The organism is Streptomyces sp. NBC_01716, from assembly GCF_036248275.1.
In the GTDB taxonomy this organism is placed as follows: Bacteria; Actinomycetota; Actinomycetes; order Streptomycetales; family Streptomycetaceae; genus Streptomyces.
In genome coordinates this window covers 5,518,309-5,533,025 of the sequence record NZ_CP109181.1, presented here as the reverse complement: position 1 = coordinate 5,533,025, position 14,717 = coordinate 5,518,309, and the positions used below count along the sequence as shown (strand labels likewise).

The window sequence follows — 14,717 nt, the reverse complement described above, 5'->3', positions numbered from 1 at the left end:
CCCAGTCGATCGTGTGGCTTGTCCGGGAACCTGTGAGCGAGATACATGCGTACTGCTCATAGTTGGTTCATGGCCACACCGGAGGAAGCGGGAGATGTCGGGCTTGCCCGGTGGACTTTCCGTGTCCGGGTCTCGTCCACTGCGCGCACTGCCCTTATGGCGGAGTGGGACCGTTGCCGGTGGGTGTGGAACGAGTGCTGCGCCAAGTCCAAGCAGACCCACCTGTGGAACAAGCAACGGCCCGAAGGTGTCGGCAGGCGCACGTGCGGTCCGGCGCGACTCGACAAGATACTGACCGACGCCCGCGCCGGGAACACCTGGCTGCGTGAGGGCAGTTCGGTGGTGCAGCAGCAGATCATCCGGGATTTCGGGAAGTCCCGTGCCAAGGCGCAGAAGGACATCAAGGCACGGTTGCCCATGCGCCGGCGGGCCGGGATGCCGAGGTACAAGAAGAAGCGCGAAGCCCGGCCGAGTCTGAACTACACGAGGCGCGGTTTCCGGTTGAGGGACGGGAAGCTGCACCTCGCGGGCGGGATCGCACTGAGCGTGGTGTGGTCGCGGGACCTGCCTGCCGACCCGTCCAGTGTGCGGATCTACCAGGACAGCCTTGGGCACTGGTACGCGAGCTTCGTCATGCCCGCCGAAGTCGAGCCGCTACCGGCAGCGGGTGCCGTGATCGGTATCGACTGGGGCGTGAAGGAGACCGCGACCACCACCAGCGACACCTACGACCTCCCGCACGCCGAGCACGGCAGGAAGGCCGCCGCCAAGCTGTCCGGATACCAGCGGATGATGGCCCGCCGGAAACCGGCGCGCGGGCAGGCCGGCTCGAAGGGGTACCGCCGGGCGAAGAAGCTGACGGCGAAGCTGCACAAGAAGGTCGCCCGGCAACGGCAGGACACCGGCCGCAAGTGGGCCAAGTCCGTGGTCCGCGACCACGATGCCGTCGCGGTGGAGGACTTCCGCCCGAAGTTCCTCGCGAAGTCGACCATGGCCCGCAAGGCGGCCGACGCGGCGATCGGCGCGACGAAGACGGCCTTGGTCGAGATGGGCCGCAAGCACGGACGCGCTGTGCACCTGGTGCACCCCGCGTACACCACGATGGACTGCGCACGGTGCGGAGCGAGAACCAAGCACGCACTTCCTCTTTCGATACGTACCTATACCTGCACCGCGTGCGGCGCCGTGTCCCCCAGGGACAAGAACTCCGCACACGTGATGCTGGTCCGGGCTGGTCTCAACCCGGCTGGTGCCGATCGCGGAAGACCAGGCGGGGCGCAGCCCCCTCTGGCAGCGTGAGCCAGAAATCCCCGACCAACCCTGGAAGGAGAGGAAGCCCCTCCCCCATCAGGGTGCGGGAGGATTCAAGTCTCTGAAATTACCCCTACGTCCGTAAACCACGTCACGAGCCCATCACGATCTTCGAATTGAAGCTCAAGACAGTATTGCGGCCTACGGTCACGGCGCGTAGGACTTACCGCACGGGACAAGGACGGCGTCGTCGGCTCGCTCGGGGCGCCGGTCCGCATGCGTAAACATGCGTCAAGATCCGCACGCGCACGGGAGAGACGGGGCAGTCATGCGTACAACTCTTAATGGCCGCAAGGCGTTTGGAGCCGGAGCACGCTCAGCAGGCCGAGGTTCGCACAGAGCGGCGGTGGCGGCCGTCGTCGTCGGCGCCGTGGTGCTCACCGGCTGCGGTGGCGACTCCGATGACACGGAGGACGGTGGCGGCGAGGCCAAGAAGCCCGCGGCCACGGTCGAACTGCCCAAGTTGGACGGCGAGAAGATCCAGGTCGCCGCGGTGTGGACCGGCCCGGAGCAGGCCAACTTCACCAAGGTCCTGGACGAGTTCGAGAAGCGGACCGGTGCGACGGTCACGTTCGTCCCCGCGCAGGACCCGATCGTCAACTTCCTCGGTACGAAGATCGCGGGCGGCAGCCCGCCGGACGTCGCGATGCTCCCGCAGGTCGGCGCGATCACGCAGGCCGTGGAGAAGAAGTGGGCCAAACCCGTCGGCGCCGAGGCGAAGGCGCAGCTGACGAAGAACTACAGCAAGGGCTGGCAGGATCTCGGCGCGGTCGACGGCGAGCAGTACGGCGTGTACTACAAGGCCGCCAACAAGTCGCTGGTCTGGTACAACAACACGGCCTTCGAGAACGCGGGCGCGGCCGAGCCCAAGACGTGGAAGGACTTCCTGACGACCGCCGACACGATCTCGGCGTCGGGTGTCACCCCGGTCTCCGTCGGCGGCGCCGACGGCTGGACGCTCACCGACTGGTTCGAGAACATCTACCTGTCGCAGGCCGGCCCGGAGAAGTACGACCAGTTGGCCAAGCACGAGATCAAGTGGACCGACCCGTCGGTGGCCACCGCGCTCACGACGCTCGCCGAGCTGTGGGGCAAGCCCGCCCTGATCGCCGGCGGCGCGGACGGCGCGCTCCAGACCGAGTTCCCCGCCTCCGTCACCCAGACCTTCACCGGCGGTGACGCGCCGAAGGCGGGCATGGTCTTCGCCGCCGACTTCGCCGGGGTGAACGTGGCCGAGGCAGGTGCCAAGGTCGGTACGGACGCGAAGGTCTTCCCGTTCCCGGCGGTGGGCGCCGACTCCCCGGTGGTGACCGGTGGCGACGCGGCCGTGGCCCTCACGGACAGCAAGGGCGCCCAGGCGCTGCTGACCTTCCTGGCGTCCACGGACGCCGCCCAGATCCAGGCGGAGGCCGGCGGCTTCATCTCGCCGAACAAGGCCCTGGACGGCAAGGCGTACCCGAACGACGTGCAGCGTGACATCGCCAAGGCGCTCATCGACGCCGGTGACGACTTCCGCTTCGACATGTCGGACCAGATGCCGCAGTCGTTCGGCGGTACGCCCGGCAAGGGCGAGTGGAAGGCCCTCCAGGACTTCCTGAAGAACCCGAAGGACGTCAAGGGCGCCCAGCAGCAGCTGGAGTCGGACGCCGCCAAGGCCTTCAAGAGCTGACGCGGTGACATCGGCGACAACAGGGGGCGCCGACACCTCGGTGCCGGTGCCCCCGCCCCCCGCCAAGGGGAAGCGCAAGAGCGTGACAGGCACACGTAAAGGCCTCGCGGTGGCGTTCCTGCTGCCCGCGCTGGTCCTGCTGGGCGCGCTCGTGGTCTACCCGATCGGGTTCTCCGTCTACAGGTCGTTCCTCGACCAGTCCGGCGACAACTTCGCGGGCTTCGACAACTACGTGGAGATATTCACCGAGGACACCATCCGGACCGCGATCAAGAACAACTTGATCTGGGTGGTGGTGGCCCCGACGGTCGCCACCGCGCTCGGTCTGATCTTCGCGGTGCTCACCGAACGGGTGCGCTGGGGAACGGCGTTCAAGCTGATCGTCTTCATGCCGATGGCGATCTCGATGCTCGCGTCGGGCATCATCTTCCGGCTGGTGTACGAGCAGGCCCCGGAGCGCGGCATCGCCAACGCCGTCGCCGTGGGCGTGCACGACACGTTCTCCGAATCGGCCGGCTACCCCAAGGCCCGCCCGCTGCCGGTGCATCCGCTGAAGGCGGGCGACGCCAAGGGCTCGTTCGTCACCAAGGCGCCGGTCTCGGCGGGCACTCCGGTGCTGATCCCGCTGGTCGGCGTACCGCCGGACAAGATGCCGTCCGACGCCGAGCCGGCCAGGGCGGCCGAGAGCGGCGGCGAGGGGATCACCGGCACCGCCTGGCTGGACTTCACCAAGGGCGGCGGCGGCAAGCCCAATGTCGTCGATTCCAAGGAACTCGGCCTGGGCGGCCTGAAGATCGAGGCGGTCAAGGACGGCAAGGTCGTCGCGTCGGCCAGCGCCGCTTCCGACGGTACGTTCACCCTGCCGGCCTCGGCCGACGGAGCCGTACTCCAGCTGCCCGAGACCAACTTCAGGGAGCCGTACAACGGCGTGGACTGGCTCGGCCCGTCCCTCGTGACCCCCGCGATCATCGGCAGCTATCTGTGGATGTGGGCGGGCTTCGCGATGGTGCTGATCGGCGCCGGTCTGGCGAGCATGCCGCGTGAACTCCTGGAGGCGGCACGGGTCGACGGCGCGAACGAGTGGAACGTGTTCCGCCGGATCACCGTCCCGCTGCTGGCGCCGGTCCTGGCCGTCGTCATGGTCACCCTGATGATCAATGTGCTGAAGATCTTCGACCTGGTACTGATCATCGCGCCAGGCTCCTCCCAGGACGACGCGAACGTGCTGGCGCTCCAGCTCTACCGCTCGTCGTTCGGCACGGACGCCAACGTCGGCGTGGGCAGCGCGATCGCCGTATTCCTCCTGCTGCTCGTGATCCCGGTGATGCTCTTCAACATTCGCCGGATGCAGAAGGAGAACCGCCGATGAGTACGACTGACACAGCGGTACAGGCGAAGCAGCCCCTGCCGGCGGACACGACGGCCAAGGCGAAGCCGTCCCTGTCCTCCCGGATGGCGGGGAAGGCGGGCAGCGGTGTCGTCCAGGTCTTCCTCGTCCTGGTGGCCCTGTTCTGGATGATGCCGACGATCGGTCTGCTGATCTCCTCGCTGCGCGGCTCGTCGGACATCGCGGCGAGCGGCTGGTGGGAGGTCTTCACCAAGCCGGCGCAGCTCACCACCGAGAACTACTCGGAGCTGCTCTCCAACGACATCATCACCAACTCCCTGTGGTCCACGGTGATGATCACGGTCCCGTCGACGGTGCTGGTCGTGGTGATCGGCTCGCTCGCCGGCTACGCGTTCGCGTGGATGGACTTCCCCGGCCGCGACTGGTGGTTCATGCTCGTCGTCGGTCTGCTGGTGGTGCCGGTGCAGGTCGCCCTCATCCCGGTCTCCGAACTCTTCGGCGAGATCGGGATCTTCGAGACGACCTTCGGCGTGGTGATGTTCCACGTCGCCTTCGGACTCCCCTTCGCGATCTTCCTGTTGAGGAACTTCTTCGCGGAGATCCCGCGGGAGCTCCTGGAGGCGGCGAGGCTCGACGGCGCGGGCGAGATCCGGCTCTTCGCCCGGGTCGTGATGCCGCTCGGCGGTCCCGCCATCGCCTCGCTCGGCATCTTCCAGTTCCTCTGGGTCTGGAACGACATGCTGGTGGCCCTGATCTTCGCGGACTCCGACTCGCCGCCGATCACGGTCGCCCTCCAGCAGCAGGTACGGCAGTTCGGCAACAACATCGATGTGCTGGCGCCCGGCGCCTTCCTCTCGATGATCATCCCGCTGGCCGTCTTCTTCCTGTTCCAGCGGCAGTTCGTCTCCGGGGTCATGGCGGGGGCGGTCAAGTAGGGCCGTTTCGGGCACCCGTTCGACGGAGAAGTACGCCAAAAGGGGCGGGCCGGTTCACCCACCGGCCCGCCCGGCGTATGTGTCCCCCGTATGCCACGTCTGGCGTAACCCGGTCACTCCATCGGCCGTTCCCGAGCCATGGCCCGGTTCAGCATCATCGTCCCCGCGTACAAGGTCCAGGCGTACTTGCAGGAGTGTCTGCGGTCGGTGCTCGACCAGACCTATGAGGATTTCGAACTCATCGCCGTGGACGACGGATCACCCGACGCCTGCGGGACAATTATCGACGAGACCGCCGCCACCGACCCTCGTGTGGTCGCCGTGCATCTGCCGGAGAACGAGGGCCTCGGGCCCGCCCGTAACGCCGGAATGAACCGGGCCACGGGCGACTACCTGATCTTCCTCGACGGCGACGACACCCTCACCCCCGGCGCGCTCCAGACCATCGCGGACCGGCTCAAGGAGACCGACGGGCCCGATGTCCTCGTCTACGACTACGCCCGTACGTACTGGTCCGGCGAGGTCGTGCGGAACGTCCTTTCCGACCTGCTCGACGAGAGCGGCCCCGCGCCCTTCCGACTCACCGACCGGCCGGGCCTGTTGAGGGTGCTGATGGTGGTCTGGAACAAGGCGTACAGCCGCGAGTACATCGAACGGCAGGGCTTCTCCTTCCCGCCGGGTTATTACGAGGACACGCCCTGGACCTTTCCCGTCCTGATGGCCGCCGAGTCGATCGCGACGCTCGACCGCGTCTGTGTGCACTACCGGCAGCGGCGCCAGGGCAACATCCTGTCCACCACCAGCCGCAAGCATTTCGACATCTTCGACCAGTACGACCGCGTCTTCGCCTTCATCGACTCACGGCCCGCGCTCGACGACTGGCGCCCCGTTCTGTTCCGGCGGATGCTCGACCACTTCTCCAAACTCGTCGCGGCGGGCGGGCGGTTGCCGCGCCGCAGCCGTCCCGAGTTCTTCCGCAGGGCCCGCGCCCACCACCGCCGGCACCGCACCCCGGGCTCGGCGCCGCTGCTGCGGGCCCGGCTGCGGCACACCCTGCTGCGGTTCGGCGCCCACCGCACGTACCGCGCCCTGTGGACGGCGCAGCATCTGCAACTCGGCGCCCACCGGGTCGCCACGACGCTCGGCCGGGCCGTGCGCGCGGGGGCACTGCAACTGCACTACCGGATCCAACGGTGCCTGCCGGTACGGGAGAACAGGGCGGTCTTCGCGGCGTACGACGGCCGGGGTTACGCCTGCAACCCGGCGGCCATCGAGGAGAAGGTCCGCGAACTCGCCCCGCACATCTTGACGTCGTGGATCGGGCGCGCCGAGTACCACCACACGGTGCCCACCGCCACACGCAAGCTGCGCCCCGGCAGCTTCGGCTACTGGACGGCGCTCGCCCGCGACAAGTACCTCGTCAACAACGTCAACTTCGACCCGCGCCTCGTCAAGCGCCCGCGGCAGATCCTCCTCCAGACGCACCACGGCACCCCGCTCAAGTCCATGGGCCTGGACCTCCAGGACCACCCGGCCGCCGCCCGCCGTACGGAGTTCGACCGGCTCCTCGCGGGCGCCGACCAGTGGGACTACTCCCTCTCGGCGAACCGTCACTCCACCCTGGTCTGGGAGAAGGCCTATCCGACCGGGCACACGGCGCTCGAATACGGCTATCCGCGCAACGACGTGTTCCAGCGGGCCACTTCGGCCGACGTCGACCGGCTGCGGGAGTCGCTGGGCATCCCCGACGGCTTCACGGCGGTGCTGTACGCCCCCACGCAGCGCGACTACCGGCGCACCCCGTACGTCCCGCTGGACCTGGAGCGGCTCGCCCAGGCGCTGGGCCCGCGCTTCGTGGTGCTGACCCGCGCCCACCACACGTACGAAGCCCCTCTGCCGCACACCCCGCACCCGCGCATCATCGACGTGTCGGGCCACCACCGGGTCGAGTCGCTGTGCCTGGCCGCGGACGCGCTCATCACGGACTACTCGTCGCTGATGTTCGACTACGTGAATCTGGACCGGCCCGTGGTGATCCACATCGACGACTGGGACGCGTACGAGGCGGCCCGCGGCACCTACTTCGACGTCCGGTCCTTCCCGCCGGGCGTGGTGGCACGCGACGAGCAGGACCTGATCGACATCTTCACCACCGACCACTGGCGCGGCTCCCGCTCGACCCAGCTCCGCGCCGCCTTCCGGGCCCGCTTCTGCCCGTACGACGACGGGCTGGCGGCGGAGCGGGTCGTACGCCGGGTCTTCCTGGGCGAGACGACGGGCCTCCCCGCCCCGGTCCCCCTGGAAAAACGCACCCCGGCGCCGTCCCCGCTGTCCCTGCCCCAGCAGCGCCACGGCCGGAACATGTCGGACGCGGGGCGCTGAGCCGCATCCGGCGCGGACTTCCGGGCCTCCCGGCCGGTTCAGGGCAGGATCTCGACGTACCCGTCGGTTCCGTGCACGCGGATCCACTGTCCGTCCCGGATCAGCCGCGTGGCCCGCTCCACGCCCACGACGGCCGGCAGGCCGTACTCCCGGGCGATCACCGCGCCATGGGTCATCAGGCCGCCCACCTCCGTCACCAGGCCCGTGATTCCGACGAACAGCGGCGACCAGCTGGGGTCCGTGAAGGCCGTGACCAGGATGTCGCCCGCTTCGAGATCGGCATCCGCCATGTCCAGGATGACGCGGGCCCTTCCCTCTACGGTCCCGGCCGAGACCGGCAGGCCGACCAGGGCACCGGCGGGCACGTCGTCGCGCCGGTACGCGCCGCTGAGGGCCTCACCGTCCGAGGTGAGCACCCGGGGCGGGGTGAGCGCCTGGTACGAGCGGAACGCGTCCTTGCGCCGCTGGATGAGCCGGCCGTCCATCTGGTTCGAGCGCACGACCTCGTGGAGCTCCGGGAACGTGAGGTAGAAGATGTCCTCCTTCTCAGAAAGCACATGGGCCCGCACGAGGCGCTCGGCCTCCGCCAGCAGGGCCCGCTTGTAGACGAAGTAGCGGCTGACGATGCCGTACTTCGGGTACTCCCGGTATCCGGCGAAGCTTCTGACGCGGTCGATCATCCGCTTCGTCTCGTCTGCTTTCCGGCCTCCGTCCGGCAGGGCCCGCAGGCGTGCGAGCACGTCCTGTTCCTTCTTCCGTGCCTTCCGACGGCCCTGCTCGAAGCGGTGCGCGGCGGCGCCCGGCGCGAAGTTCCTGACGTTGTCGAGGATTACGGGCACGAGTGTGGTGGGGCGCTCGCGCCACCGTGGTCTCGTGATGTCGATCTCGCCTACGCAGCGCATGCCGTACCGGTCGAGGTAGCCCTCGATGGCGTCGCACGCCTCGGTCCCGCCCGTGAGCTTCGCCAGCTCGTGCAGGAATCCCTCGTCCTCGACGGACTCGACGCCCCGCAGGAACGCCACCACCTCCGGCCACGGGCGGATCACGTCCGCGACGTCGAGCAGCGCGAGCCCCATCTCCGAGGTGATGTTGCCGGGGGCGGAGAGCGTCAGTGTGTCGGCCGCGTTCTTCTCGCCCAGCCACTCCCGCAACTTGTCGTTGAGCCACCATGTGGCCTCCATCCCCGCCATGATCGCCTGATGGCTCAGCGGGTCACCGAGGACCCGCTTGTGCTCCTCGAAGGCCGCGAGCAGGAAGTCGAACAGCGCCGGTCCGGTCTTCGTCCGGATGTCGCGCTCCAGGGCGTCGACGGACGCCTGGCTGCGCTCGATCAGCTCGATGACGACGGCGGGATCGGGCTCGACGGGGTCGGACGCACGGCCGACGGGCGGCCTGTCCGGAAGCGACGGGATGAAGCCATCACGGTCGAGGACGGTCTCCAGAGCGTCCCTGATCAGCGGATCGCCTTTCCCCATGACGTCCAGAAGGCCGGCGCGGCTCGCGGGCGAGGCGAGGCGCCGGGTGACATCGACGAACAGCCTCCCGCCGGCCTCGTGCATCGGCACCATGGCCGTCAATTGCCACATGGACAGCCCCAGGGGCTTCATGGGGTCGGTCATCATCTGCCCATGGCCGACGGAGACGTAGACGTGATTCTCTTGGTCGCGGGTCTCGGGGACGGGGAACAGCGTCGTGATCGGCCGGCTCTGAACGATCTGGAAGCCGTCGTCGGCCAGACACCATTCGATGTCCTGCGGGCGCCCGAAGTACGCTTCGATCCGCCGCCCGAGCTCAACGAGTTGTACGACCTGCGCATCCGTGAGCGCGGGCTGCTCCCGCCGCTGCGAGTCGATCACCGCTTCGCCGTGCCGCACCTTGAAGACGTCCGGGTTCACCAGACCGGAGACCAGGGCCTCGCCAAGACCGAAGCCGGCGTCCACGGTGGCGACCTTCCGGTCGCCCGTGACGGGGTCGGCGGTGAACAGGACCCCGGCCGCCTGCGGGAGGACCATCCGCTGCACGACCACGGCCATCTGGACCGTGCGGTGGTCGATGCCGTTGCGCCGCCGGTAGACCACGGCCCGCTCGGTGAACAGCGAGGCCCAGCACCGGCTGATGTGCCGGAGGATCTCCGCCGCCCCGACGACGTTCAGATACGAGTCCTGCTGACCGGCGAAGGAGGCGGTCGGCAGATCCTCCGCCGTCGCACTGGACCGGACGGCCCAAGCGGCCCGCTCGCCGAACCTGCCGAGGGCACGGGTGACTTCGACCGCGAGATCGCCGGGGACGGCGGCCCCTTCGACGGTCCGGCGAAGCCCCGCGCTGAGGGTGCGGATCGCCTCCCGGTCGTCGGGGCCCACGCGCGACAACTCATCGAGCTGCTCGCCGACCGACGGCGCATCCGCGACGACCCGCCGGAACGCATCCGTGGTCACACAGAAGCCACCTGGCACCCGGATCCCGTCGATCCGCACCAGCGCGCCGAGGTTCGCACCTTTGCCGCCGACGACCGCGCCCTGCGTCTCGTCAACCTCTTGAAGATCCAGCACATACCGCTCACGCACGTGGTGCCCCGTTTCCGCAGGTTATGGCGTCGGCGGACGATTCTGCGGGGTACCCCGGGTCTTGTGGCAAGCCCCCCGGTGCGCTATACGTTGAGAGTGGCGGGGAGAGTTCTCCTCGCCATTGCTACGTGCCATCGGCTGCAAGGCCCAACGAACCGACCGGGCTCAGGAACGAGTCGCGGCTAAACGGGGATCAGCTCGGGACGGACAATGGTTCGTGCGCGCTCGTACAGGGCCTGCGCATCGTGATTCCTCAGATGTGGCCCGATGAGGCCGAACATGTCGGCCATGCGCTTGTCGATACGGCCTGAGTTGACATGCGGGTAGTCATCAAGGGCGAGACCCCAGGTCGCGCAGGCGGCTTCGAGGTGCCCGATGCTCAGTTGCCGCTCCGCGAGGATCGCCCGTTCCTTGACGCGTGTGCGGCGATAGACGCTGTACCGCAGCTTGTCGGATTCCTGCATGGCGGCGACAGCGCCGGTCAAGTCGCCCATTTCAAAGCGCACTTGGCTGGTGTGGTAATTGAGCGAAGCCGGGTCGTACGAGCCGAATGCCTTACTCCGGGATTCCGCACGGTCCATCGCGACTTCTGCTTGCGCCAAATACGTCCGCGCGCCACGGTGGTCACCGATCTGCGCGGCGGCATGCGCTTGTTGCCCGGCCAGGAAGGCACGCATCCGGGGGCCGGCCTGCGGGGACGCCGCAGCGGCGGCGTCCGCCAGCCGCATGGCGGCGGGGCCTTGATTCAGGTCTACGGCTTGCACGCTCATACCCCGAAGCGTGGTGCAGAACGTCAGGTGATCTTCCGAAGCCCCGGCGAGCTCCAGCGCTTTGAGGTAATAGCGCTGCGCGAGCCCGTGCAAACCCTCGTCCACAGCCATGTAACCCGTCAGGTAGCAGAGATCGGACGCCGCGGACAGCATCGCTTTGCGTACGTCCTCCGGCCCGTCGGTCCGCAGGAACGGGGCAACGGTGTTCACAAGAAACGCGGCGGCGAGCGGCCTGGCGGTGCGGCCCCCGAACTGGTCGTCCATTGACGAAAGTTGCTCGGTCATCGCGGAGACCGTAGCCACGTCGGACATTCCTATACGCGTCCTGGCCCCTTGCTGCGAGGCCTCCACGCGCCCCACGACATCCGGCCAGTTCGGCACCGCGAGGGCAGCAGAAAAGAGCGTGGCGCTCAACACGCTGCGGCGGGAAGGATCCATGTCCAACCTTCCAAGATCGATGATCCCGTCAACGGTGCCACGAGGCCCTGCCTCCGCCCCAGCGTTGGGTGCCGGAAAACCGGCTTCCAGATGCGTGACGGGTCGCCCCAGCCTGCGGGCGAACGCTTCCAAGATCAGCGGTCGCACCTCATCGCGCGGCAGGCTGCCGCCCAGCCACTGATGGACAGAAGGCGCACGGTATCGAGTTGGGGCGCCCTCCTCCGTCCCGACTCGGTTCACCGCTTGCGCACACTGCCGAAGCGTCCAACCGGACTCACGGTACAGCCGCTCCAGGCCCGCATTCGGCTCGCTGATGCTCACGGTTCGTTCAACTCCCCATGCACGGTGGCACCGAGCGCTTAACGCTCTTAATCCTTGTCCGCTTCCCAACAGTACCGCTGTGCGTGACCGCGCTGTTGCCTAGAGCGAACAACCCGATCGCGATGCGGAAGGTAGCAAAGACAGTGGAGCGAGAGACATGAACGCCAAGGCGGACAAGGCGCAGGAGACCGTCGCGGGCACGGTCGGGGACGACGTACGAACCGTGCACAGACTGCGGGTAGTTGACCGACACGTCCGCCGGGCCGTGTGCGGAGCAGGCGATCCCAGCGGCGTGACCGACGTGTGGCTGCGCGCCGTGAACTGCCCCGCCTGCCTCACCACCGACTCCGACGGGGAGGCATAGGGATGCCCGCCACCCCCTACGTCGCCGCGCGCAGCACCGATGTGGGCCCGCGCAAAGCCGAGTTGACCGTGGAGTTCACCGCGAAAGGCCCCCGGCTCGCCTACACCCACCCCCGCCCCGACGACCGCGACCGGCACGGAAACCTCTGGATCCGCATGCAGGAACCCGCCGAACCCGGCCGCGTCCGCTACGACTCCCTGCACCCCGCCCGCCAACGCGCCTGCATGGAACAACTCCTCTGCCAGATCTGCGCCCAGCCCGCCGACCGTAACAAACACGGCTGGCTCTTCATCGACTGGCGCCGCCCGGACTCACCCCCCACCTGGCCCGAGAAATCCATCACCGCCATGCCACCCCTCTGCACCGAGCACGTCCAACTCTCCCTGCGCCAATGCCCCTTCCTCCGCCGCACCCAACACGCCGTACTACGCGTACGCAAACCCCACCTCTACGGAGTCTCCGGCACCCTCTACCGCCTCACCGAACACGGCTGGCACACCTCCGACACCGACACCCTCCTCCCCTACAACAAACCCCAACACCCCGGCATGCTCGCCACCCGCCTCCACCGCCAACTACGACACGTCACCGTCGTAAACCTCCCATAGCCCATCCACCACACCACCAGCCCGCGTGGAGATCAGCGGCGTTCGCCGCTCGGGCCATGCATGTCGCAAACACATCACAGAAGGGGACGACTCATGAGTGCTACTGCCGAGCATCGACCACAAAGGGGCGCCAGGGTGACGACTCCCTTACGGAGTCGTGCGGCCGTCCGGCGGTTGCTGGAGCCGCAGATACTCACCCCCGCCGATCTGTCCATGGTGCTGCTCGTCACCGAGGAGCCCGCCGACCGGCCCATGCCCACCGTCACGCTCGCCGAGATTCCCGCGGTGATGCGCGACGCCGCCCGTCTCGGGATCAGGTCCGTGAAGCTGTTCGCCGAGTCGTCTGAGCGCGACGCCACAGGGAAAATCTCGCTCGCAGCCGATTCGCTCATGGCCCGAGCCGTACACGCCTGCAAGGACACCGTTCCGGACCTCGCGGTCATGACGGAAACGTGCCTGTGCTCCTACACCGCCGACGGAGTCTGCTACCTCGCCGACCGCAACGGGCGGCCCGACGTACCCGGAACCATGGAGATCACGTCACGGCAGGCTGTCGTTCACGCGGAAGCGGGCGCGGACATCGTCGGCCCCGCGTCCATGGTGCTCGGCACGGTCGCCGGCGCACGGAAAGCACTCGACCAGTCCGGGCACGACGGGGTGTCCGTCATGCCGCACGTGATCTTCTGGTCCAGCCTGTATGACGGCTTCCGGCTCACGATGGGCGCCACTCCCAGAGCGGGCATCAACCGGGAGTTCCAGATCAACCCCGGACGGGCCGATCAGTTCGTTGACACGGCCTTACGCATGGAAGCAGTCGGAGCCGACATGATCCTGCTGGAGCCCGCACAGTTCACGGCGGACGTGCTCGCCACGCTCCGGTCAGTCACCCGCGCGCCCCTGTTCCCGTTCTCGGTGTCCGGCGAATACACGTCCATGACGCGTACGGACGAGACGGGCAGGCGGGACGTGCGCCTACTGGTCGAGCTGTTCACCATGCTCAAGAGGGCAGGTGCGAGCGGCAGCGTCACCTACGCGGCGCTCGACATCGCGCGGCAGCTCACCTGACCGAGAGAGCGGCCCGCACCGCGTCAAGGATCGAATGCGCGCCCTGGTCAATGAGCATCGCGGCCGGGGCCGCGCCCAGCTTTTCCGGCTCGGCGGACGGGCCGGACAACGTCCCGGAAATCTGCTCGGTGCCGTCCAGCGAACTGACCTGACCGAACAGCCGGATTTCCCCGTCGGGCAGAGTCTCGCCGTACGCCCCCACCGGCACACTGCAACCGCCGTGCAACTCGGCGAGCAGCGCGCGCTCCGCCCTGATCCCCGCGTCAACGGCCAGATCACCGACCGTGGACAGGACCGCGCGCAACGAGGCCGAGGATTCGTCCGTACGAACCTGAATTCCCAACGCTCCCTGTCCGGGGCTCGGCGGGAACAGGTCGAGCGGCAGCAACTCGCCGATCGCGTCGTCCAGTCCGAGCCTGTGCAGTCCAGCGGCAGCGAGGATCACCGCGTCAAGTCCTTGCGTCTCAATCTTCTTCAGGCGCGGCGGGACATTTCCCCGGATCGGCACGATCTCAATGTCCGGCCGCACCGCGAGAAGCTGCGCGATACGTCGAGGAGCACCCGTCCCGACACGTGCTCCCTTCCGCAACCCGGCGAGCGTCGAACCGCACAACGCGTCTCGCACATCCTCGCGCCCCGGCGGGGGAAGCAGCTCAAGACCGGTGGGGTTCGCCGTAGGAAGGTCCTTGAGCGAATGGACAACCACGTCGACGTCGCCACGGAGCAATGCGGCTTCCTGCTCGCTGCTGAACGCTGAGCCGCTTACCGCCGAAACGTTCGACAGGAGCGACTTACGGTCCTTGTCGCCCTCTTCCAGAATCACGCGGTGCGTGAATGTGGTGTCCGGGAAGCGTTCACGCAAGGGCCGGAGATACTCGCGCACCTGGGCCTTGGCAAGGTTGCTTGCGCGCGATCCGACAAAGTACTGAACCACGGTGACCA

At 67.9% G+C, this 14,717-nt stretch carries 11 protein-coding genes; 8 read left to right on the top strand and 3 right to left on the bottom strand.

Translation table 11 applies throughout. The features are described 5' to 3' along the window. The first annotated feature begins 69 nt into the window (after positions 1 to 69). The 5 genes from OIE74_RS24350 to OIE74_RS24330 all read left to right on the top strand — a co-directional run bounded on the left by OIE74_RS24350 (position 70) and on the right by OIE74_RS24330 (position 7,645). Positions 70 to 1,299, top strand: coding sequence for an RNA-guided endonuclease InsQ/TnpB family protein (locus OIE74_RS24350; RefSeq protein WP_329387068.1), 1,230 nt, complete (start codon positions 70 to 72; stop codon positions 1,297 to 1,299). Between the two features lie 280 nt (positions 1,300 to 1,579). After that, positions 1,580 to 2,980 (top strand): ABC transporter substrate-binding protein, encoded by a 1,401-nt coding sequence (locus OIE74_RS24345; protein ID WP_329387066.1) that lies wholly within the window; start codon positions 1,580 to 1,582, stop codon positions 2,978 to 2,980. A gap of 4 nt (positions 2,981 to 2,984) precedes the next feature. Next, entirely contained in the window at positions 2,985 to 4,349 is a 1,365-nt protein-coding gene (locus OIE74_RS24340; RefSeq protein WP_443076216.1) for a carbohydrate ABC transporter permease, read from the top strand. Beyond that, complete coding sequence (locus OIE74_RS24335; RefSeq protein ID WP_329387064.1) at positions 4,346 to 5,263, top strand: carbohydrate ABC transporter permease; 918 nt, start codon at positions 4,346 to 4,348, stop codon at positions 5,261 to 5,263. Before OIE74_RS24340 ends, OIE74_RS24335 begins: the two co-directional genes overlap by 4 nt. 138 nt (positions 5,264 to 5,401) lie before the next feature. Beyond that, a complete protein-coding gene (locus OIE74_RS24330) occupies positions 5,402 to 7,645 on the top strand; it encodes a bifunctional glycosyltransferase/CDP-glycerol:glycerophosphate glycerophosphotransferase (RefSeq protein ID WP_329387062.1) in 2,244 nt (747 codons plus the stop codon). Between the two features lie 38 nt (positions 7,646 to 7,683). On the opposite strand, the gene rph is transcribed toward OIE74_RS24330, so the two are convergent. After that, positions 7,684 to 10,209 (bottom strand): rifamycin-inactivating phosphotransferase, encoded by a 2,526-nt coding sequence (gene rph, locus OIE74_RS24325; protein ID WP_329387060.1) that lies wholly within the window; start codon positions 10,207 to 10,209, stop codon positions 7,684 to 7,686. Positions 10,210 to 10,391: 182 nt separating this feature from the next. Continuing rightward, positions 10,392 to 11,738, bottom strand: a complete 1,347-nt coding sequence (locus tag OIE74_RS24320; protein ID WP_329387058.1) for a tetratricopeptide repeat protein — start codon at positions 11,736 to 11,738, stop codon at positions 10,392 to 10,394. Between the two features lie 157 nt (positions 11,739 to 11,895). Here OIE74_RS24320 and OIE74_RS24315 point away from each other — a divergent pair, with 157 nt between their 5' ends. From OIE74_RS24315 to OIE74_RS24305, 3 genes are all read left to right on the top strand, one after another. After that, entirely contained in the window at positions 11,896 to 12,102 is a 207-nt protein-coding gene (locus OIE74_RS24315; RefSeq protein WP_329387056.1) for a hypothetical protein, read from the top strand. Between the two features lie 2 nt (positions 12,103 to 12,104). Then, the gene (locus tag OIE74_RS24310; protein WP_329387054.1) at positions 12,105 to 12,710 is read left to right on the top strand and encodes a hypothetical protein; all 606 of its coding nucleotides are present in this window, start codon (positions 12,105 to 12,107) and stop codon (positions 12,708 to 12,710) included. Between the two features lie 135 nt (positions 12,711 to 12,845). Continuing rightward, entirely contained in the window at positions 12,846 to 13,775 is a 930-nt protein-coding gene (locus OIE74_RS24305) for a hypothetical protein (RefSeq protein WP_329387052.1), read from the top strand. Here OIE74_RS24305 and hemC read toward each other — a convergent pair. Further along, positions 13,768 to 14,709, bottom strand: coding sequence for a hydroxymethylbilane synthase (gene hemC, locus OIE74_RS24300; protein WP_329387050.1), 942 nt, complete (start codon positions 14,707 to 14,709; stop codon positions 13,768 to 13,770). The genes OIE74_RS24305 and hemC overlap by 8 nt on opposite strands. Positions 14,710 to 14,717: the final 8 nt, after the last annotated feature.

Bases quoted from the DNA above. Each gene is read 5' to 3' on its own strand.
- OIE74_RS24350 (WP_329387068.1), top strand. From the start codon at position 70: ATGGCCACACCGGAGGAAGCGGGAGATGTCGGGCTTGCCCGGTGGACT.
- OIE74_RS24345 (WP_329387066.1), top strand. From the start codon at position 1,580: ATGCGTACAACTCTTAATGGCCGCAAGGCGTTTGGAGCCGGAGCACGC.
- OIE74_RS24335 (WP_329387064.1), top strand. From the start codon at position 4,346: ATGAGTACGACTGACACAGCGGTACAGGCGAAGCAGCCCCTGCCGGCG.
- OIE74_RS24330 (WP_329387062.1), top strand. From the start codon at position 5,402: ATGGCCCGGTTCAGCATCATCGTCCCCGCGTACAAGGTCCAGGCGTAC.
- OIE74_RS24315 (WP_329387056.1), top strand. From the start codon at position 11,896: ATGAACGCCAAGGCGGACAAGGCGCAGGAGACCGTCGCGGGCACGGTC.
- OIE74_RS24310 (WP_329387054.1), top strand. From the start codon at position 12,105: ATGCCCGCCACCCCCTACGTCGCCGCGCGCAGCACCGATGTGGGCCCG.